Source organism: Chryseobacterium cupriresistens, from assembly GCF_046614675.1.
GTDB lineage: Bacteria > Bacteroidota > Bacteroidia > Flavobacteriales > Weeksellaceae > Chryseobacterium > Chryseobacterium cupriresistens.
Genome location: NZ_JBKKJT010000002.1, coordinates 417,595 through 438,091, shown reverse-complemented (window position 1 = coordinate 438,091; position 20,497 = coordinate 417,595). Strand labels below are relative to the sequence as shown.

Sequence of the window (20,497 nt, the reverse complement as noted above, 5' to 3'; positions counted from 1 at the left end):
TGAAATAAAATTTACAAATATTCCTGAAACCCTGCATTAACAATATAAAATTCATCATTATTCAAAATCATTTTCCTTTTAACTATTAATTTTAACACTCGTTAACTAAAATTTGGCTCTATAATTGAAAATACAACTAAAATTAAAAGTCAATTGACTTTATTGTATTAAAATTTGAATTATGAGAAAGATAGTATTAGCAGGTTTTTTATCCGTCTTTTTAATGACGGCCTGCAAGAAAGATGACCGTGTTGCAGAAAAGTCGCTGGAAGCACAGAAACTTGAGTTTCAGGCCAGACAACTTGAAATAGAAAAACAAAAACTGGCTATTGAAAAAGAAAAAATGGTGTACGAAGCCCAGAAAAAAGCAGACAGTATATCAGAAAGCAAAAAATCAAGAGCTGCTGCTGAAAATAATTCAAAACCACAGGTGATCAGAGAAACACGAACAGTATATAGAGACAGAAGCTCAAACTCTGGTTCAGGCAGCAACGGAAGCTATGCAGATAACGGAAGTGGTACTTCACAGGGAACCACACAGAAAAAAGGATGGAGTAAGGCTGCCAAAGGAACTGTTATTGGTACCGTAGGTGGAGCAGCTGTCGGAGCGATAGTGGCTAAGAAAAACAGAGGCCTTGGTGCTGTCATAGGTGGTGTTGTAGGAGGTGCTACAGGATATACTATTGGTAGATCACAGGATAGAAAAGACGGACGAGTACAACCACGTTAATAAATATTTTAATGATAAAATACAAAGATTGCTTACTTTTAAGCAATCTTTTTTTATGATACTGATTCTGTTTTCATCCATTTTCATCATTCCTGTCCTGATGGGCTGGGGAAAGATCATGGAAAATATATGGGGAGTTCTGTTTCAGGGAATTTCAGGGAAAATTTTATCCGGAATCCTGGGATTAAGTCTGATATGGACAGTTATCTCATTTTTCACTCCCTTGAATATCAATATAGAAATACCTTCCATATTCTCAGGGTTATTCTTTTTCTTTAAAAACAAACTTTATCAGAATTTCTATAAGCTTACAAAAAAAGATTTTAAAGTATTAAGTGTAAGTTCTCTGGTTATTATATTCGCAGGTTCTTTTTATCCTTATATATTGGATCATTTCGGATATTATATTCCTACGTTGAAATGGCTCACAGAATATGGTCTGGTAAAGGGAATTTCTAATGTAGATCTCACCTTAGGGCAAATGTCTGTCTGGCATACCTTTCAGGCTGGGTTTTCTAATTTCTCTGACCCTTTCTTAAGAATCAATACGGTGCTGCTTATCATCTACAGTATGTATAGTATTGAAAAGAAAAACTGGATCCATCTTTGTTTTCTACCCATCTTATTACTGTTTTCACAGTCTCCTAGCCCGGACCTTCCTGTGATTATCTTTTCTGTGATTATTTTAAATGAAATTATAGCTGGAAACAGAAATATCACGCTCCTCTTTGCATTTTCAGTTTTTGTCTTTACCATAAAACCTACGATGATATGGCTTCCTATTTTGGTTTTCTTAAACTTTGTTTTTATTTTTAAAAGCAACTTTAAACAATTTCTTTTAGGGAGTTCAATTCTTTTTTTATTCTTCGTTAAAAACATCTGGACATTCGGATATCCTGTCTTTCCTATAGCAATAGGAGATCTGGGGCTATCCTGGAAGCCCAATTCCGAAGTTTTAAAAATTTCTTCTCAGTTTGCGATCATGAAAACCTATGATATGCAGTATACCTATGAGGAAATCCAAAATTTTTCAACATGGGATTATATCAAAAACTGGTTTTCTCTGGAAGGAATAAAATCCAAAATCAATATTATCTTTATTCTGAGCTTAATTATTTTCATAGTATTCGCCTGGATAAAAAAGAAAAAACTTATCACCCTGATCTGCATTTCATTGTTGATAAAAAGTATAATAGTTCTTGCTTTTTCAGCCCAATACAGATTTTTCACAGATGTCTTTTTCGTGATATTCTTTGTTATTTTCCATGAATATTTTGATCAGAAAAAAGCTGTTATTGTTTTCTCAATTTTAAGCGTATTTTTTATTTCCATTTTATCTTTCCCGGAATTTATCCAGAGATATCTTCCAAGTTTCAGAGCCGGAAACTTCATGAGAGGATTTGAAAAAGAACAGATATACAAGCCTGCAACGTATGAATATCAGCAGTTTCATACATTTAAGGTAGGAAATTTTAAATTTAATATGGTTCACCATTATCCTTATAGTTTTGACACACCGCTTCCGGCCATCACTCCGGCTTATTTTTTCGATAACGTGAAGGCGGGTATTTTTCCACAGCTCTCGGATAAAAATGATATCAAAAAAGGATTTATCTGGAAAAAGATGACCTCAGAAGAAAAAGAGGAAGTCCAAAAGGTTATCAATACTATCAAAAACAATGATAAATAGAACAAATCCAGAAACTTTATTATCTGAAGAAAAAAAGGTAATTTTGTATCATGTTCAACACATTAGGTAATCTTCTTAGTCTTACAACATTTGGAGAAAGTCACGGAGTGGCTTATGGCGGTATCATTAATAATTTTCCGGCAGGTTTAACGGTAGATCTCGATAAAGTTCAGTATGAACTGAACCGAAGAAAACCTGGCCAGTCGGCAATCGTTACACAAAGAAAGGAAAGCGACACGGTAAAGTTTCTTTCAGGAATCTTTGATGGCAAAACAACAGGTACGCCCATCGGTTTTATCATTGAAAACGAAAATCAGAAATCGAAAGATTATGATCACATTGCTGGCGCATATCGTCCAAGCCATGCTGATTTTACTTATGACCAGAAATTTGGTTTCAGGGATCATCGTGGTGGCGGAAAATCTTCTGCAAGAGAAACAATGAATTGGGTAGTGGCAGGAGCCCTTGCCAAACAACTTTTACCCAACATTGAGATCAATGCTTACGTTTCTTCCGTAGGTGATATTTTCTGTGAAAAGCCTTATCAGGCTTTAGACTTCTCCCAAACAGAAAGCAATGATGTTCGTTGTCCGGATACTGAGACGGCAGAAAAGATGATTGCAAAAATCAAGGAGATCAAAAAAGAAGGAAACACAATCGGAGGAACCATCACCTGTGTGATTAAAAATGTTCCTGTAGGAATAGGTGAACCCATATTTTCAAAGCTTCAGGCTGAACTGGCAAAAGCAATGCTGAACATCAATGCCTGCAAAGGATTTGAATATGGAAGTGGTTTCTGTGGTGCTAAAATGACAGGAAAAGAACATAATGATGCCTTCAATACGGATTTCACCACAAAGTCTAACCTTTCCGGAGGTATTCAGGGTGGAATTTCCAACGGAATGGATATCTATTTCCGTGTGGCTTTCAAACCTGTAGCTACTATTCTGAGACCTCAGGACAGTATTGATAAAGACGGAAATCCAGTCATTGTAGAAGGAAAAGGACGTCACGATCCTTGTGTCGTTCCAAGAGCAGTTCCTGTAGTGGAAAGTCTCGCTGCATTTGTACTGGCAGACCTGTTTTTGATCAACAAAACAAGAAACATCAATAATTTTTAACATAAATATTTTTGGTAATGAAAAATTACTGGGATAAAGGAATTTCGTTTGAAGAATATCTTCAGATTGCAAAAGAAAGATTAGAAAATCCTGCCAACCAACAGGAGGCTGACTATAAACAATATTACGAGCTGGGTCTTCAGAGAATGGACAGAACGGTAAAAAAGTACGTTCCGGATGAAGATCAGCTGAAAGAACTGGCTGCCAAAAACTTTGACGGAAAGATTTTAATCATTTCTGAAGCATGGTGCGGAGATGCTAGTGCAACAGTACCTGCTCTTTTCAGATTTTTTGAAGGACACAATGAAGTAAGAGTTTTCCTGAGAGACAGTGATAAAAGCTTAATCAACCAATTTTTAACGAACGGTACAGAATCCATTCCGAAAGTCCTTATCCTTGATAAAGACCTGAATGTAAAAAATTCATGGGGACCGCGTCCCAAATATGGATATGAGCTTCTGATGAAATATAAAGCTGATCCTGAAGCGTATCCAAAAGATACTTTCTACAACGATCTGCAGATATATTATGCCAAAAACAGAGGTAAAGATGCTGTTCAGGAAATTTTAGATCTGCTATAAAAAAGAGATATGAAAAAAAATGTCATTTATCTTGTAATTATTGCCATCATAGGTGTGGTTGCCTTCGTACCCGGAATAAGAAACACCCTGAAAGATGCATTCTTTCCCGTAGCCACTATAGAAAATGCGGTTCATATCAGTGAAGAAGATTATGATATAGAGCTTAAAGGCATTAATGCGCCAAGCACCAATCTTAAGAATTTTAAAGATAAAGGGGTTTTTCTGAACTTCTGGGGAACATGGTGCCCGCCCTGCAGAAAAGAATGGCCTTCTATTCAGAAACTTTACGATACAAGAAAAGATCATGTTGATTTTGTTTTAATTGCCATGAATGATAAAGAAGAGGATGTAAGGAAATTTTTGAAAGAAAACAACTATACTGTTCCGGTATATATTGCTCAAAGTCCTATTTCTGAGAAAATTCTTCCAAAGGTATTTCCTACCACTTTTCTGCTGGATAAAAACGGAAGAATCCTTATTAAAGAGGATGCTACAAAAGACTGGAACACAGAGACTGTGCATCAGTTCATTGACAATATTATCAAATAATATTTTAACTAAATTTTATAATTTGTTGGTACAGGATTTGCGAATTTTATAGCGTTGAAAAATTTATTAATCCAAACACAAAATGAAATATTCAAAATTAAATCTTGCAAAAGAAGCCATCAATCATAAGGGCTTTATCAAAAAGATCCCTGATATTTTCAGAATGGTCAAAATGTGGAGAAAAGGAATTTATCCAATGAAATCCATAGACATTATTCTTCCTTTACTTGGAATTTTATATGTACTCTCTCCTATTGATCTGCTTCCTGAATTTGTAATACCGGTTCTTGGAGTCATGGATGACCTGGCAGTATTGTCGCTTACCATTCCTAAACTCATCAAAGAGGTTGACAAATTTTTGTTATGGGAAGCCCAGCAGAAATATAGCGGTACCCAAGTCATTGATGCTGAAATCGTAAAATAATAGTTTATTATATTTTTAACACCATCCCGGCCAATCCGGGATGGTTTTTTATTGACAAATGGGCGATAAATTTTTAAGCCTTATTTCAATTCCTTAAATTTGCAATATCTAATAAAAAATAATGGAAAGTAAAAAAGAATTCTTCTTAGAGTGTTACAAACTAGGCATCATCAAATTCGGCAGGTTTACCCTGAAAAGCGGTATTGAAAGTCCTTTTTATGTAGACCTGAGACCTTTGGCTTCAGATCCTAAAATTTTAAAAAATCTTGCTAATTATTTATTGGAAATGCTTCCGTTAGATAATTTTGATTTAATCTGTGGAGTTCCTTATGCTGCTCTTCCTATGGCTACAGCAATGTCTCTGGAAAGCTATATTCCATTAATTATTAAAAGAAAAGAAGCAAAAAGCTACGGTACCAAGAAGCTGATTGAGGGAATTTACCAGAAGGGGCAAAACTGCCTTTTGGTAGAGGATGTGATCACTTCAGGAAAATCTTTGCTGGAAACTATTCCTGAAATAGAACAGGAAGATCTTAAAGTTTCAGACATTGTGGTGGTACTTGACAGAGAGCAGGGAGGAAAACAATTATTGGAAAGCAAAGGATACAGAGTGCACACCCTTTTCAACATTTCGGAAGTATGCAATATCCTTCAGGAAACTGGTGAATTGTCTGATGAAGAAGTAAAAAGAATCCAAGACTTCCTTCAAGGGAACCATATTCAGTTTGAAGAGGAAATAAGATCTTCTTATGAACAAAAACTTCAGGTAACACAGCATTCCGTTTCAAAAAAATTACTGGAAACAGCTTTGGCAAAAAAATCAAACCTTATTGCCTCTGCAGATGTTACTACAACTCAGGAGCTGTTGGAGCTTGCTGAAAAAGTAGGTCCGCATATTATTGCTTTAAAAACGCATATCGATATTATTTCTGATTTTGAATACGAAAAAACAATTACTCCTTTAAAAGCTATTGCTGCAAAACACCAGTTTCTACTGATGGAAGACAGAAAATTTGCTGATATCGGAAATACACAGGAACTTCAGTTCACAAGCGGGGTTTTCAAAATTACGGATTGGGCAGATTTCGTAACTTCTCAGGTAATCGGAGGTTTTGAATCATTAGACTGTTTCAAAAATGTAGGAGTGGTAGCCATCGTTGGAATGTCTTCCAAAGGAGCTCTGACAACTGCAAGCTATCGTGAGGAAGCTTTAAAAGTGGCTTTATCTCATCCTAATGTCATTGGTGGTGTATCTCAGAATAAAATTCCTGAGGATCTGCTATTGTTCACTCCTGGGGTAAACCTTGCGGATTCAGGAGATGGTAAAGGGCAGCAGTACAACACACCGGAACATGTTTTCAAAACACTGCACACAGATTTTATCATCGTAGGAAGAGGAATCTACAAATCCAACGATCCTGAAGCATCTGCCATCACTTATAAGACAGAGGGATGGAATGCTTATATTAATTCTTTGGAAAAAAAAGCAATTCAAGGTTAAAATGCTATAAAGTATATACAAAATAAGTTATATTTGGGCTTTATCACGAATATTTGAAAAAGATCAGCATTTGCCTTATTTTGTTATGGGGAGTTGTACAGGTTTCTGCACAGACAGACAGTATATACATTGAAACAAAACTGTCTCCTGACAAAAAAAACCTTGAGGTCCGCCAGGAAATTGTTTATTATAATCAATCCGGGAAAGACCTGCAGACCGTAAAACTCCTGAATTGGGTTGCCGCGTACAATAAACGGGGAACTTCTTTAGTCTACAGAAAACTGGAAGACCGGAATAATGATTTGCATTTTGCAAAAAAAGACCAATTGGGAAAACTTCTGGAACTGAACATTAAAAATTCTGAAAATGAAGTCCTTCCTGTCAATACCCTCTCAGATGAAAATCTTTTTATTCCTCTGAAAAATGTATTAAAACCCGGCGAAAGCGTCACTCTACAGTTGCAATACAGGATGCAGCTTCCCGATAAAACTTTTACGGGATACGGAACATCCGCCCAGAATACTGTATTAAAATATTTCTTTATTGTTCCGGATCATTTTGATCCGGACAATATTTCCAGAAGAAACTATCATGATATTGAGGAACAGGTAAGCTTTAATACTTTCTGGACCGTCAATTTTGATATCCCTGTGAACAGTTTTGTTGAAGGTAACCTTCCTCAGGTTCAGATGAACTCATTTAAGGGCTATCTCGATTCTGATCCTGAGTTTTTAATTTCTCCGACAGCATTTCAATCCATAAAAACCAATGTTGACGGAGAGGAGATCGAAATCAAATTTGGATATAATCTGAAACCGGATGAAAAACAAAACCTGGAGTTTTATCTTCCTTTACAATTAAAATTCATTAAAGAACGCATCGGGTATCTACCGAAAAGTATTTTTATCTCAGATAAATTCAGAGCCAAAGAAGACTTTTTCGGGAATAATGATATTACTTTCTGGAAATTCAGATTCCGCCTGTTTACTGAGACCGAAAAAACCGATATGGATTATTTCGGGATCATTGCCAAGAAAATCCTTGACGAAGGCGTTATTGCAGATAAAGAAAAAGACCACTGGTTTAAAAATGGTTTAAAATCTTATCTTGAAATTCAGTACCTCAAAAAATTCTACGCTGATACGAAACTTCTAGGGACACTTCCGGAGACCAGAATCTTTGGACTTAAACCTTTAAAGCTATTCCATGCATCCAAAGTAAAACTTCTGGACCGCTATGGACTTTCCTATCAGTATATCATGCTGCAGAACCTTGATCAGAAAATTGATGAACATTTCCCTGTTCTGAGTAATTTCAATGATATGGCCATCAGCAGCTTTGAAACAGGAAGCCTTTTCAACTACTCGGCCGACAAAATGGGATATGAACAATTCGATGGGATTGTAAAAAATTATATTTCTAAGAATTCCGGGAAAAAAATTAATCCTGATGAATTCCTGTCATCTCTTTCTGAAAACAATAAATCAACAGCCTACCTTTCCAACTTTTTCAAACAAAAGAACAGGGTTGATTTTAAATTGAAAAACATTAGAAAAGATAATGACTCCCTGCAAATAAAAATTGTAAGAAATACAGATATTTCTATTCCTGTAAAGCTGGAAACAGAAACCAGAGAAGGAGAAAAGAAAGCGTATTGGATAGACACTGAGGAAAATGAACGTACCACCAGCCTGTCGCTTCCTGCATCAGAGAATATTTACAAAACCACCTTAAACAGTGGCTATATCTTCCCTGAATCCAATTACAGGGACAACTTCCTTTATGCGAAAGGTTTATTTTCCAATGCAAAAAAAATTAAACTTAAATTAATAAAAGATATTCCCAACCCGGAATACAATGAGATTTACATCAGCCCAAGGGTGCGTTTCAACAATACGTATGATAAATTTCTTCTGGGAGCCAATTTTAAAAATCAGTCTTTCTTTGACCAGAAATTTTTGTATTCGGTGACTCCAACCTATAGTACCGGAACAGGGAAACTTACCGGTTCAGGAGCTGTCTCCTATTCTATTCTGCCTGCAGAAAGCATTATCAGAAGTCTTACATTCGGGGTTTCCGGTTCTTATTTTCATTATGATTATGATCTTGCCTACAGAAAGACTTCTATATCTTCTTCTATTAACTTCAGAAAAAACCCGAGAAGTACCGTTAGCAGAAGTCTCGGCGTATCCTATAATTATTTTGAAAGGGATCTGAGTCCTAAGATGATCGCCAATAATGATTACAGCAAATATAACCTCTGGAGTATCGGATATGGTTATAGTGACAGCCAGATGATCCATGAAAAAAGTTTCAGCCTGAGCACCCAGGGAATGGAAGATTTCAATAAAATAACGGCTGAAGGCTTTTACAGATGGGAATTTGCTCCAAAACAAAAGCTGAGCTTACGTTTATTTGCCGGATATTTCTTAAGAAACAACACCAGAAATAACCTCTTCGACTATGGAATTTCCAGGGTTTCCAACTATTCATTCTCTTATACGCTTTTGGGAGAAAGTGCCAGCAGCGGGCTTCTTTCCCAGCAGTTTATATTAGCTGATGGTGGTTTTAAATCTTTTCTTCCGGGAACAGTCAATCAATGGATCACTTCTGCCAACGTGGATTCAAGTGTATGGAAAATCTTCCATGTATATGCGGATGCGGGAGTGTATAAAAACAAAGATCTTCCCGCCAAATTCATCTGGGACACCGGAGTTAAAGTAAGAATCATCCCTGATTTTCTGGAAGTGTATTTCCCGATACAGTCGTCTTTAGGATTTGAACCTTCATTCAAAGATTATGGGAAGCGTATCAGATACACTTTAATTCTTAATCTCGGATCCATTATTAATGCAGCTAGAAGAGGTTGGTATTAAGATTCTGAAAAATAAAAAAATAAGGACAACCTGTTATCGGTTGTCCTTTCTTATTTAAAACTAATCTTTTATTATTTTCTGTGAGATCGGAATATTGTTAATGGTTCCCGTCACAATATAAGTTCCTTTTGGAAGCTCTGCAATATCAAGAGTTGAGGCCAGCTTAGTAGGTGATTTTTTAACGACCTGCCTGAATGTATCATACACTTTCACATCTTTCACCTCAGTTCCGAACACGACTTTACTGTCTTTTATAAATGGATTTTGTACAAAACCTGACTTCACACTGCCTTCGAGGGAGAAGTCTGCCATATTATCATTACTTCCTGCTAAATTTCTTCTGATAGCCGTGGTTGTAGTGGGAGATGGAGCCGGCCCGTCTCCTTTAAACTGATCTGCATTGGATCCGTACCCTACAAAATCCAGAACATTGGATGCAGAAGGCCCTGTGACCTGCACTATATTTCCCGCTAATGCAATTTTTCCTGATACGTTGGAAATTTTTAATCCGGAAGATTTATTGGGAGTTCCATCAAAATTTACGATTGTAGTTGCAATAAAATCCGGTGTTGGCAGATTTTCGACACCTCCTTCAATCGCTGATTCCTGAATTAAATAGGTTTCTTCAGGTCCTAATGTCAAATCCGGAAGCGTATGATATTCTGTAAAAGCACCTATCGCCGGAGCATATTGAATACTTGCTCCCGTCAAAGAAACCAAAGAAGTTCCGATATTTTTAAGGACGATATAATTATTCTTTAATACAGCTCCCGAATTGGCATTCCCGCCATAGATCTCATTGATCACAATCTGAGCATTTGAAAAAGAAGTTAATAATGTAAGTCCGGCAAGAGTAAAGATTTTTTTCATCGTATTAATTTTAGAAATGGATTGATCATAAAACATCAAAAATAATACCACCAAATTATGAAATATATAAGATACAAAAAGCTAAACATCAGGAAATAATCACAAAAACAGCCGCTTCATTGAAGTGGCTGTTTATATTTTTATTTAACAGGGATTAGTCTTTAAGAACTTTCTGAGAAACCGGCTGGTTGTTTACTGTACCTGTAACGATATAGCTTCCTTTTGCTAATTCAGCAACGCTTACCGTTTCATTTTGTCTTACAGAAGCTTCTTTTACAAGCTGTCCGAAGCTATTGAAAATCTTTACATCTTTTACATCAGATCCGAAAACAATTTCATTATTTTTAACGAAAGAGTTTTTTACAAAGTTTCCTGACTTTATGTTTTTAGAATCGATAACAGCTAAAGTGGCACTGGATGCAGTAACCGTTAAAGAAATATCATCTATTCTCCAATTGGCAGTACCCAAAGATGGAGTTCCTGTACCAGGGCTGTCGCTTCCATAGATTCTTAGTGTAACCGGAGCTGATTCTGCACCTACTAAATTACTCCCTGAAAAAGTAATATTATTCAAGGTCCATGTACTGTTATTGTTAACGTTTACAGTTCCTATCGCTGTTGCATAATTATCGATGCTTGAATATACTGTAATCTTTCCGGGACCGGTAGATGTCCCTCTCGACCCGAAATTTAGAGAATTCAAAGTTACTTTGTTACCCGCAACAGGAGTAACAGTAACACTAAAATAGGTGCTTGTTGCAGTTGAAAGTGGTTCTTTAAAAGCAGCAGCACCAAAATTACTGGATCCGCTTGCTCCTGCATATCCTGTAGATACAGATGAAGCAGTTATTAAATTGGTAGTACCATTATTATTTCCCTGAGTTGCTGCAAAAGCCACATTTGAAATAGTAGCATTGGTACCGGAAATAGGATTTACAGAACTACCATCCCAAAGGTAAGTTGTTTGCGCAAAAACCACTGCGCTCAGTGCAACTGTTGCAAAAAGAGAATAAAGTTTTTTCATGATTTATTTTTTGTTGTTAATAATTTTCTTTCTCTAACAAAACTACATTCTATTTTTTTTTCAGGGACAATAAAGAGGTTAAGTTTTTGTTAATAATAGTTGACCTCTTAATGTTAACATTTTTTAATTATTTTTACGAATTATTTTTAAAAGTTGCGGAATTTTGTCATTCTATTCGTTTTGTTCTTCGTAGGCATATTTTCAGGAAATGCTCAGGTATTTTCATGGAAAAATCCCAACGTGCCTGAAGACAGCATAAAAAGGGACAGTATTCTTGCGGCAAAGCTGGAGCAGGACATCTTTGCAAAGGACACTCTGGATTTTATAAGAACGCACAATAAGATCATTATTGATGAAGCCGTACTGGCAAAAAATGATAAAAAGAGATTTTTAGGAGAGCTTAACTCAAAAGGATCTATTATCCGTGGGATTACTTTTGGTAACAACCAGGGGCAGTCTGTACAAAGTTCCATGGATCTTCAGATATCTGGGCGGTTATCCAAAGATGTTACTATTTTAGCAAGTATTTCAGATCACAACCTGCCGATTCAGGCTGATGGTTATACCCAGACTTTGGAGGAGTTTGACAAAATCTATATGCAGCTTAATATCAAGGATAAATCTATCCTCAGAGCAGGGCATCTTGACCTTGTGGAAGCTAAAAATTATTTTGCCAAATACCAGAGGAGAAGTATGGGACTTCAATTCCAGACAGAATTCGGGAAGGAAAACAAGACATTCCTAGATATCTCTGCAGGGGTTGCACGAAGTGAATTCCACAGAATCCGTTTTCAGGGGGTTGAAGGTAACCAGGGACCTTACCGTCTGACAGGCAAGAACGGTGAACAGTTTATTACACTGATCTCCGGTTCTGAACAGGTTTTTATTGATGGAATTCTGATGAAGCGTGGTGAAAACCAGGATTATATCATCAATTACAACACCGGTGAAGTTACCTTTACCAGTTTCCGTCCTATTTTTCAGCAGAATTTCATCACGATTTCTTATAACTATGCCAACAGGAACTATTCAAGGTATTTGTTTACAGGAAAGCTTGAGCATCAGAGAGAAAAATTCAAGGTGGGATTCAACTGGTTCATGGAAAATGACAATAAGAACGCACCTCTTTCTTTAAACCTTTCTAAAGAAGATGAGCAGATTCTGGCTGATGCCGGAAATAATCCTGACCTGATGTATGCCCCTTCAGGAGTTGTAACCGAATATGATGTCAATAAGATTTTATACAAATTAAATCCTGCCGGAAATTTCTATGAATATTCTACGGATTCGAGTTTAACACTTTATCAGGTTTCTTTTACTTATTTCGGAGCTAATCAGGGAGATTATAAAATTGCACAGACAACCAACAACGGGCGTGTTTTTGAATATGTAGGTCCTAATGGTGGAGATTACAGAGCGGTAAGAAAACTTCCTTCTCCCCAGAAATCACAGGTATACTCTCTGAACTCTGAATATTTGCTGAATGAAGGAAAAATTGGTGCAGATATCTCTTTGAGTAACTATGATGTCAATTTATTTTCATCAAAAGATTCTGATCAGAATATCGGCTACGCATGGCGTATTTTTGGAAATAAAAGCTTTACAAAAAACGCATGGAAAGGAACGCCAAGCTTTGAATATCAATATATAGACAGACAGTTTCATATCCTTGACCGTATCAACGATGTAGAATTCTCCAGAGATTTCAACCTTACCCAGGAATTCAATAAAAAGACCCAAAACAGATTCATCTTCAGCTTCCTGAATAAATGGAATAATAAGTCTACGTTGAATTACCGCATCAATTATCTGGACGAACAGGATTCTTACAAAGGGATTAAAAACGACCTTGACTTTGGCTGGCTAACGGGAAAATTCTTTACTAAAGGTAACTTATCTTATCTGAGTACCAATGCTACTCTTCAGGATACAAAATTCATCCGTGGCGGAGTTTCAACAGAGTTTACGGGTAAAAAAGGAAGCTGGGCTGTTGGTGGAAGCATGGAACACAACGAGAAGAAGTACAACGATACCCAGCTTATGGATGTCACAAGTTTCAGCTGGAAAGAAATCTTTTTACAGAAGAAAATCGGTGACAGCACAAGAACCAAATTGCTGGCAAAAGTATATATGAGGGATAACGACTCAGTACGTGATAATAGGCTTCAGAATATGAACAATATTCTGGGGATTATGGCTGAAAGTCAGATTATCAAAACCGAAAGAACCAGTTTAAATGCTCTAATTCACTACAGAAAATTCTTCTACGCAGGGGCAGAAGGTGAAGTAACCCGTAATAATGATTTTGTTGTCGGAAACATCTTATACAACCAGCAGCTTTTCAGAAACGGGATGCGTCTTCAGGCTTTCTATGAGCTGGGGAACGGGCAGGAAGCCCAGAGGGAATTCCAGTACATCAAAGTAACAGATGGACAAGGTGTTTATAAATGGACGGATTATAACGGAGACGGCGTTCAGCAGCTGGATGAATTTGAAATTGCCGAATATTCCGATCTGGCGCAATACATCCGTGTCTATACAAATTCTGTACGCTATATTCCTTCCAATAAAAATAAATTACAGTTGGCCTTATTTGTCAATCCGGCCATTGTTTTCAACTCTGAAAATGGATTTTTAAAACGTTGGAATTTTAATATTTCATTAAATTCTCAAAACTCATTCTACAAAAAGGAAAAAGTACTTGTGCTGAACCCTTTTGAAAAGAACAGTGACCAGATCCTTAAAAATCAGAATATTCTGGCTTCCGTACAGTTTAATCCAACCGATAAATCAGGCTGGAACGGAAATTACCGTTTTATCACCAATGACAATCTCATCAATGCCAATTTCAGTAATGAAGAACGTGAGCAGACTTCCCATTTCCTGAACATAGGATATTGGTTCAATAAAGAATTCAGAGTGGATTGGGAAAACTCGGTTCATGATATCCAAAACTCTTCACAGTTATTTAAAACAAGAGATTATCGTCTGAATAATTTTGAAACCAAGCCTAAAGCAACGTATAAATTCACCGATGCTATTCAGGCTGAATTATCTTCTGCTTTCCGTCAGAAACAAAGATTGGATGGCGAAGAACTTCTTAAGGCTTTTGATGTTACAGGAACCATCCAGTGGGAGCGAAGAAAAACGTCTATCCGTGGAAACTTCTCATTTATCAATAACGATTTTACAGGAAACAATTTCAGTATTGTAGGAAACCAGATGCTGGATGGGCTTAAACCCGGAAAAAACCAGGTGTGGAGTGTATTTATCCAGCAGGCTATCAACTCATTCATCCAGCTGAACCTTAATTACGAAGGAAGAAATTCAGGCGACCGTACCATTCATATCGGAAGTATGCAGGTAAAAGCAAGCTTCTAACTATGGACAACTGGAAGTGAGCAGCCAATCAACTCTTATATTCACTATTTAAAGTCTTTTTCTATCCTCCAATTTCCAAACAAAACAATCATTTATGCTGATAGATAATATCATATTTATGAATGTTCAGAATTTTGTAAATTTGCACCATGATAAAAATAGGCAACATAGAACTGCCGGAATTTCCGCTTTTGCTGGCTCCGATGGAAGACGTAAGTGATCCTCCGTTCAGACGTTTGTGTAAAATGCATGGTGCAGATTTAATGTATTCGGAATTTATTTCTTCCGAAGGGTTGATTCGTGACGCTATCAAGAGCCGTAAAAAGCTGGATATTTTCGATTATGAAAGACCCGTTGGGATACAGATTTTTGGTGGAGACGAAGAAGCGATGGCCATGTCTGCAAGAATTGTTGAAACGGTAAATCCGGATCTGGTAGACATTAATTTCGGATGTCCGGTAAAAAAAGTTGTCTGCAAGGGAGCAGGAGCTGGTGTTTTGAAAGATATCGACCTTATGGTGCGTCTTACAAAAGCTGTTGTAAGCTCTACTCATCTTCCTGTTACTGTAAAAACCCGATTAGGATGGGACAGTACCAGCATTAATATTGATGAAGTAGCAGAACGTCTGCAGGAAACAGGAATTAAAGCCCTTACGATACATGCAAGAACCCGTGCTCAAATGTACAAGGGTGAAGCAGACTGGGAACATATTTCAAGGATTAAACAAAATCCAAATATTGAGATCCCGATTTTTGGAAATGGTGATATAGATTCTGCTGAAAAAGCATTAGAATATAAGCAAAAGTATGCCTGTGACGGTATTATGATCGGGCGTGCTGCTATTGGATATCCATGGATTTTTAATGAAATCAAGCATTTCTTTAAAACAGGAGAGCATTTACCTGAGCCAACCATTTCAGACCGTTTACTGGCGGTACGTCAGCACGCAGAATGGAGTGCTGAATGGAAAGGAGAAAGACTAGGCCTGGTTGAAATGAGACAGCATTACAGCAACTATTTCAGAGGAATTCCTCATTTCAAGGAGTTCAGAAAAAAATTCCTGGAAGTTTTCACTATGGAAGAAATGGACAGCCTGATCAAAGAAACCCAACAGTTCTACGAAGAATATCAGGCACAGCTATAAAATAAAAACCATCAGCAAAACTGATGGTTTTTTTTATATTAAGAATCTGATATTAATATCCTTCTGATGAAGATTCGTTTTTAATTAATCCCAGAGCTGAAGAAGTTCCAATTCTTTTAACTCCCATTCTGATCATTTTCTCAGCATCTTCGGGAGTTCTTACTCCTCCTGCTGCTTTTACGGGAAGTTTGCCGGCGTTGCTCAGCATAATTGTTATTCCTTCAAAGGTTGCTCCGTTAGGCTTTCCTTCGGCAGTCTGATAAAATCCTGTTGATGACTTGACAAAAATTTTCGGCAACTCATTTTCAGAAAAATTCTCTTCTGCCCAGGTAGAAATCTTTTTAGTAAGATCGGCAATTTGTTCATCAGTTAATGCAGCAATTTCAATAATCCATTTTGCAATTTTATGATGCTCGAGAGACAATGTTGTACATTTTACAAATTCTTCTCTTACCAGTTCTATATTTCCCTGTAGATAAGCGGTATAATTAATAACAAAATCCAGTTCATCTGCTCCGTCTTCTATTGCCTTTGAAGCTTCTGCAAGCTTTTCATCAATGGAATACGTTCCTTCGTGGAAACCTATTACAGTTCCTACTACAACATTTGAATTTCTTTCCTGAATATATTTCTTCACCTCCGATACATAATCCGGACGAATCATCACGGCAAAAATACCATTATCTATTGCTTCCTGAGCAAGTTCTTTATCTTTTTGAAGTGTTTCTTCGTGGGAAATACCTGATTGTTCTGGGGTTTTCAGGTAAGTTGAATCCAAATATTGGGCTATGTTCATGTCGTTATACTTTCAATTGTCTGTAAATACCTTGTTCCAAAGATATAAAAGTTTCTGTTCTGGTTACACCTTTCAGCTTTTGAAGCTTGCTAAGGATCTGCATTAAGTGATCATTGTCTTTACAAAGAACTTTCAGAAAAATAGTATAATTTCCTGTCGTATAGTGGGCTTCCACTACTTCGTTGATATCATGCAAAGACTTTACCACTTCCGGATAATGGCTTGGCTGATCTAAAAATACACCAATGTAGGAAATTACTTTGTATCCAATTTTCTTAGGATTAAGAAATGATATTGAATTTTCAATAACTCCTGCATGTTCGAGTTTTTTGATTCTTTGATGCACTGCAGTAGTGGAAATTCCGACATTTTTTGAAATGTGGGCTAAAGAAGTTTTAGCATTATCCATCAACATGTAGATGATTTCTTTGTCAATAGAATCTAAATGGTAGCTTGTGTTGCTCGAATTTTTCATTTTCTACTTTTTTATTATTTATGTTTTTTAATGTAAATTTTTAAATTTTACAAAAACCGGAAAGTGATCGCTATATCCTCCTAAATACCGCGTACCAGCATAAGTTCGGAAAGGCCGTCCTTCAAAATTTCTGGTTCTGCTGCGGATTTTTTCAGAATTAAAAATATGGGCATCCTGAAAAGCCAGCGTCTTATTATCAAGTAAAGATCTTGACATAATGATCTGATCATACAGCAATCCAGATTTATAATGAAAAGTAGAATAATTTCTTGTAGAAAACAATTGTTGAAAAGGGTTCATTAAAACCTTCTCACGGTCATTGTCATAGAGAATCTGTACTAAATTTTCATCATCCGGGTTTTCGTTAAAATCACCACACAAGATAACATGCTCTTTGTCAGCATTTACAATTTTCATAATCCGTTCCCGGACTTCATTCAATATAAAGGTTCTTTTTGGTTTATTGATATCTTTTTCGCGTTTAGAGGGAAGATGCGCGATAAAGACATTAATAATTTCCCCTTTATATCTGACTTTTGAAAAAAGTACGTCTCTGGTTGTGTCGTAATTTTCTGTGTTTTTATTTACTATTTCAAAAAAGAAAGTAATGGTTTCTGAATCGATTACCTCTACTTTATTTTTATCATATAACATGGCTACATCCACTTTTCTTTCATCCATGGAATTATAATGTACAATTCCATATTCTGAATTAAAGGGTTCCATCTCCACAAGATTTTCCAAGACTTTCCTTCCGGAAACTTCTGATAATCCTATTAAAAATGGTAATACATCATTCTCCTCCTTCATCAGCTGAAATACGTGCGAGATTTTAAAAAGCTTGTTTCTATATCTCTTTTCATCCCAATTCCTTAATCCTGACCGGGTAGGATCTAATTTGTGGACAGGTTTCGGATCGGGCAAAAATAAATTTTCAACATTATAAAAAGAGAACAGCTCCATCTACACTAATTTCTATACTTTTAATTTATTATGTTCTTTTTACTTTAAGATGTAAATTTATTATTTTTTTTCAAATTTTCGTGATTTACCTCCAAAACTGTAAATCAATTTCCAATAAAAAACAATTCAAATATAGTAAAAAATACTAACGAAATAAACCATTATAAATTAATTTTTTAATCATTCGACAGTTTCGATATATTAATCAAAATTGAGACAATATAAAAAATACGGAATAATCGGAATAAATTTTCAATTTAAAATCGCTATCATTAATATTTTTCACGCTTTTTTAAATAACAACAAATATTATTCCATTTACCTATAATAAATGGAATAAAAGTGAAAGCAAGAATTATATTCGTTTGGCAATTCTTGTTTACAGTAAATCGGGACGTTTTTCTTTTGTGATTCTTACTGCTTCATCGTGACGCCATTCTTCAATCTTTCCGAAGTTTCCGCTCAATAGGATTTTGGGAACATCTAAACCTTTATAACTTTCAGGCCTTGTATAGATGGGTGGTGAAAGAAGATCATCCTGAAAACTATCTGTTAAAGCGCTTTGCTCATCATTCAAAACTCCGGGAAGCAATCTGATAATTGAGTCTGCCAAAACACAGGCTGCGAGTTCTCCTCCTGTAAGGACGTAGTCTCCAATTGAAATTTCTTTTGTAATATGAAGGTCTCTTACTCTTTGGTCTATTCCTTTGTAGTGCCCGCAGAGAAAGATCAGATTTTCTTTGATAGACAATGAATTGGCAATTTTCTGATTCAAAGTAACTCCATCCGGTGTCAGGTAGATCACCTCATCATAGTTTCTTTGAGATTTAAGCTCTGAAATGCATTTATCCAGCGGCTCAACCATCATTACCATTCCTGCTCCGCCTCCATAAGGCTCATCATCAATTTGTCTGTGCTTATTGACTGCCCAGTCTCTTAAATGGTGAAAATGTACTTCTACCAGTCCTTTATCCATTGCTCTTTTCAAAATAGAAGTTTTGAAAGGACTTTCCATCAATTCCGGAAGGACGCTTATTATGTCAATTCTCATTGTAATGTTCCGTTTTTCTTAGTAGGTATAATAATTAATCTTAAAGAAGAATCTTTGTTGATATAGCTCCACATCCAGTTGAAGAATATGGCCAGCTTATTACGAACGCTCAAAATTAGCATTAAATGGAGAAACATCCAGAAATACCATGCCAGAAATCCCTGGAATTTTATAAACGGCAGATCAACAACTGCCCTGTGCTTCCCAATGGTCGCTAATGAGCCTTTGTCATCATATTCGTATTCTTTCCATTCTTCCTGACTTTTCTTTAAAAGATTTTTACCTAAATTTTTGGCCTGATTAATGGCTACGTTGGCTACCTGAGGATGTCCCTGCGGATACTTCGGTGTTTCCATATAGGCGATATCCCCGATGGCATAAATATTATCGTAACCCTTTATTTTATTATGTCGATCTACAATATATCTGTTTCTTACTAATTTTTCTTCCGGAAACCCTCCTACTACATTTCCTGTAACTCCGGCAGCCCAGATCACATTATTGGATGGTATTTCTTTTCCGCTTCTGAGATGTACTTTGTCCCCATCATAATCTGTTACCACTTCCCCGCTCAAAAAAGTAACACCAAGATCTTTCAGGTATTTCTCAGATTTTTCCTGAGCTTCACTGCTCATGACAGCAAGGGGTTTTTCTGTGGAACTTACCAGAATAATTTTCAGATGGTCGAAATTCATGTAAGGGTAATCTCTTGGAAGGATGTCTTTTTTCATTTCAGCAAAAGCTCCGGCCAGTTCTACTCCGGTAGGTCCGCTTCCAACGATCACAATATTCCAGTTTCCGTCATCGCTCCTGCTTTTTTCAATAATCAGCTTTTCAAAGGTCATCAGAACATGATTCCTGATACTAATGGCTTCCTGGGTATTTTTCATCCCGAAAGCTTTTCCTTCCAGTTCTTTGTTCCCGAAAAAATTAGTTTTACAGCCCGTTGCTATGATGAGTTTATCATAAGTAAATTCTGCCTCGTCGGTAATGACTTTATGGTTGGCAGGATCTATTTCTTTCACCTCAGTCATACGGAACTGCGTGTTTCTGGATTGCTGAAAAATCTTTCTGAAGGGAAAAGAAATGTTGGAAGGTTCTATCCTTCCCGAGGCTACCTGATAAAAAAGCGGCTGAAACATATGGTGGTTCATCCGGTCGAGAACAATAACCTTTTTGTTCTTGTTATTCAATGTTTTTGCAAGCTGCAGCCCCGCAAATCCTCCTCCAATAATGATGATTTTTTCGCGTGTTTCCATAATACACAAATTTACTGATTTTATTTTAGCATTTCGCAGTGAAAAAAGTTAGTTTTGCAAA

At 36.5% G+C, this 20,497-nt stretch carries 17 protein-coding genes; 10 read left to right on the top strand and 7 right to left on the bottom strand.

Going from position 1 to position 20,497, the window contains the following annotated elements:
* Positions 1–181: 181 nt before the first annotated feature.
* From ACLI50_RS07160 to ACLI50_RS07125, 8 genes are all read left to right on the top strand, one after another.
* Positions 182–730: a glycine zipper domain-containing protein gene (locus ACLI50_RS07160; RefSeq protein ID WP_110008078.1), complete on the top strand. Its 549-nt coding sequence runs from the start codon at positions 182–184 to the stop codon at positions 728–730.
* 55 nt (positions 731–785) lie between these two features.
* Positions 786–2,420 (top strand): LIC_10190 family membrane protein, encoded by a 1,635-nt coding sequence (locus ACLI50_RS07155; protein WP_411413468.1) that lies wholly within the window; start codon positions 786–788, stop codon positions 2,418–2,420.
* A 50-nt stretch (positions 2,421–2,470) separates the two neighbouring features.
* Complete coding sequence (aroC, locus tag ACLI50_RS07150; protein ID WP_202841276.1) at positions 2,471–3,541, top strand: chorismate synthase; 1,071 nt, start codon at positions 2,471–2,473, stop codon at positions 3,539–3,541.
* 17 nt (positions 3,542–3,558) lie between these two features.
* Positions 3,559–4,122, top strand: a complete 564-nt coding sequence (locus tag ACLI50_RS07145; protein ID WP_062676249.1) for a thioredoxin family protein — start codon at positions 3,559–3,561, stop codon at positions 4,120–4,122.
* A 9-nt stretch (positions 4,123–4,131) separates the two neighbouring features.
* Positions 4,132–4,671: a TlpA family protein disulfide reductase gene (locus ACLI50_RS07140; RefSeq protein ID WP_330743194.1), complete on the top strand. Its 540-nt coding sequence runs from the start codon at positions 4,132–4,134 to the stop codon at positions 4,669–4,671.
* 82 nt (positions 4,672–4,753) lie between these two features.
* The gene (locus tag ACLI50_RS07135; protein WP_110008082.1) at positions 4,754–5,095 is read left to right on the top strand and encodes a YkvA family protein; all 342 of its coding nucleotides are present in this window, start codon (positions 4,754–4,756) and stop codon (positions 5,093–5,095) included.
* A gap of 121 nt (positions 5,096–5,216) precedes the next feature.
* The gene (gene pyrF, locus ACLI50_RS07130) at positions 5,217–6,596 is read left to right on the top strand and encodes an orotidine-5'-phosphate decarboxylase (protein WP_202841282.1); all 1,380 of its coding nucleotides are present in this window, start codon (positions 5,217–5,219) and stop codon (positions 6,594–6,596) included.
* A 53-nt stretch (positions 6,597–6,649) separates the two neighbouring features.
* The gene (locus ACLI50_RS07125; RefSeq protein ID WP_411413467.1) at positions 6,650–9,472 is read left to right on the top strand and encodes an aminopeptidase; all 2,823 of its coding nucleotides are present in this window, start codon (positions 6,650–6,652) and stop codon (positions 9,470–9,472) included.
* A gap of 60 nt (positions 9,473–9,532) precedes the next feature.
* Here ACLI50_RS07125 and ACLI50_RS07120 read toward each other — a convergent pair whose 3' ends face one another.
* Entirely contained in the window at positions 9,533–10,342 is an 810-nt protein-coding gene (locus ACLI50_RS07120) for a T9SS type A sorting domain-containing protein (protein ID WP_411413466.1), read from the bottom strand.
* A 154-nt stretch (positions 10,343–10,496) separates the two neighbouring features.
* Positions 10,497–11,366: a T9SS type A sorting domain-containing protein gene (locus ACLI50_RS07115; protein WP_343641478.1), complete on the bottom strand. Its 870-nt coding sequence runs from the start codon at positions 11,364–11,366 to the stop codon at positions 10,497–10,499.
* A gap of 153 nt (positions 11,367–11,519) precedes the next feature.
* Here ACLI50_RS07115 and ACLI50_RS07110 point away from each other — a divergent pair, with 153 nt between their 5' ends.
* Positions 11,520–14,747, top strand: a complete 3,228-nt coding sequence (locus tag ACLI50_RS07110) for a DUF8818 domain-containing protein (protein WP_343641476.1) — start codon at positions 11,520–11,522, stop codon at positions 14,745–14,747.
* A 149-nt stretch (positions 14,748–14,896) separates the two neighbouring features.
* The gene (gene dusB, locus ACLI50_RS07105) at positions 14,897–15,892 is read left to right on the top strand and encodes a tRNA dihydrouridine synthase DusB (RefSeq protein WP_110008089.1); all 996 of its coding nucleotides are present in this window, start codon (positions 14,897–14,899) and stop codon (positions 15,890–15,892) included.
* A 52-nt stretch (positions 15,893–15,944) separates the two neighbouring features.
* Here the strand turns inward: dusB and deoC are convergent, their stop codons facing one another.
* The 5 genes from deoC to ACLI50_RS07080 all read right to left on the bottom strand — a co-directional run bounded on the left by deoC (position 15,945) and on the right by ACLI50_RS07080 (position 20,436).
* Positions 15,945–16,688 (bottom strand): deoxyribose-phosphate aldolase, encoded by a 744-nt coding sequence (gene deoC, locus ACLI50_RS07100; RefSeq protein ID WP_343641474.1) that lies wholly within the window; start codon positions 16,686–16,688, stop codon positions 15,945–15,947.
* Positions 16,689–16,692: 4 nt separating this feature from the next.
* Entirely contained in the window at positions 16,693–17,163 is a 471-nt protein-coding gene (locus tag ACLI50_RS07095; RefSeq protein WP_002976659.1) for an Lrp/AsnC ligand binding domain-containing protein, read from the bottom strand.
* Positions 17,164–17,190: 27 nt separating this feature from the next.
* Positions 17,191–18,126 (bottom strand): endonuclease/exonuclease/phosphatase family protein, encoded by a 936-nt coding sequence (locus ACLI50_RS07090; protein WP_411413465.1) that lies wholly within the window; start codon positions 18,124–18,126, stop codon positions 17,191–17,193.
* Between the two features lie 379 nt (positions 18,127–18,505).
* A complete protein-coding gene (trmD, locus tag ACLI50_RS07085; RefSeq protein ID WP_110008092.1) occupies positions 18,506–19,177 on the bottom strand; it encodes a tRNA (guanosine(37)-N1)-methyltransferase TrmD in 672 nt (223 codons plus the stop codon).
* Complete coding sequence (locus ACLI50_RS07080; RefSeq protein ID WP_343641469.1) at positions 19,174–20,436, bottom strand: NAD(P)/FAD-dependent oxidoreductase; 1,263 nt, start codon at positions 20,434–20,436, stop codon at positions 19,174–19,176. The genes trmD and ACLI50_RS07080 overlap by 4 nt, the downstream gene beginning before the upstream one ends.
* Between the last annotated feature and the right edge of the window lie 61 nt (positions 20,437–20,497).

Bases quoted from the DNA above. Each gene is read 5' to 3' on its own strand.
- ACLI50_RS07160 (WP_110008078.1), top strand. From the start codon at position 182: ATGAGAAAGATAGTATTAGCAGGTTTTTTATCCGTCTTTTTAATGACG.
- ACLI50_RS07155 (WP_411413468.1), top strand. From the start codon at position 786: ATGATACTGATTCTGTTTTCATCCATTTTCATCATTCCTGTCCTGATG.
- aroC (WP_202841276.1), top strand. From the start codon at position 2,471: ATGTTCAACACATTAGGTAATCTTCTTAGTCTTACAACATTTGGAGAA.
- ACLI50_RS07145 (WP_062676249.1), top strand. From the start codon at position 3,559: ATGAAAAATTACTGGGATAAAGGAATTTCGTTTGAAGAATATCTTCAG.
- ACLI50_RS07140 (WP_330743194.1), top strand. From the start codon at position 4,132: ATGAAAAAAAATGTCATTTATCTTGTAATTATTGCCATCATAGGTGTG.
- ACLI50_RS07135 (WP_110008082.1), top strand. From the start codon at position 4,754: ATGAAATATTCAAAATTAAATCTTGCAAAAGAAGCCATCAATCATAAG.
- pyrF (WP_202841282.1), top strand. From the start codon at position 5,217: ATGGAAAGTAAAAAAGAATTCTTCTTAGAGTGTTACAAACTAGGCATC.
- ACLI50_RS07120 (WP_411413466.1), bottom strand. From the start codon at position 10,342: ATGAAAAAAATCTTTACTCTTGCCGGACTTACATTATTAACTTCTTTT.
- ACLI50_RS07115 (WP_343641478.1), bottom strand. From the start codon at position 11,366: ATGAAAAAACTTTATTCTCTTTTTGCAACAGTTGCACTGAGCGCAGTG.
- dusB (WP_110008089.1), top strand. From the start codon at position 14,897: ATGATAAAAATAGGCAACATAGAACTGCCGGAATTTCCGCTTTTGCTG.
- deoC (WP_343641474.1), bottom strand. From the start codon at position 16,688: ATGAACATAGCCCAATATTTGGATTCAACTTACCTGAAAACCCCAGAA.
- ACLI50_RS07095 (WP_002976659.1), bottom strand. From the start codon at position 17,163: ATGAAAAATTCGAGCAACACAAGCTACCATTTAGATTCTATTGACAAA.
- ACLI50_RS07090 (WP_411413465.1), bottom strand. From the start codon at position 18,126: ATGGAGCTGTTCTCTTTTTATAATGTTGAAAATTTATTTTTGCCCGAT.
- trmD (WP_110008092.1), bottom strand. From the start codon at position 19,177: ATGAGAATTGACATAATAAGCGTCCTTCCGGAATTGATGGAAAGTCCT.
- ACLI50_RS07080 (WP_343641469.1), bottom strand. From the start codon at position 20,436: ATGGAAACACGCGAAAAAATCATCATTATTGGAGGAGGATTTGCGGGG.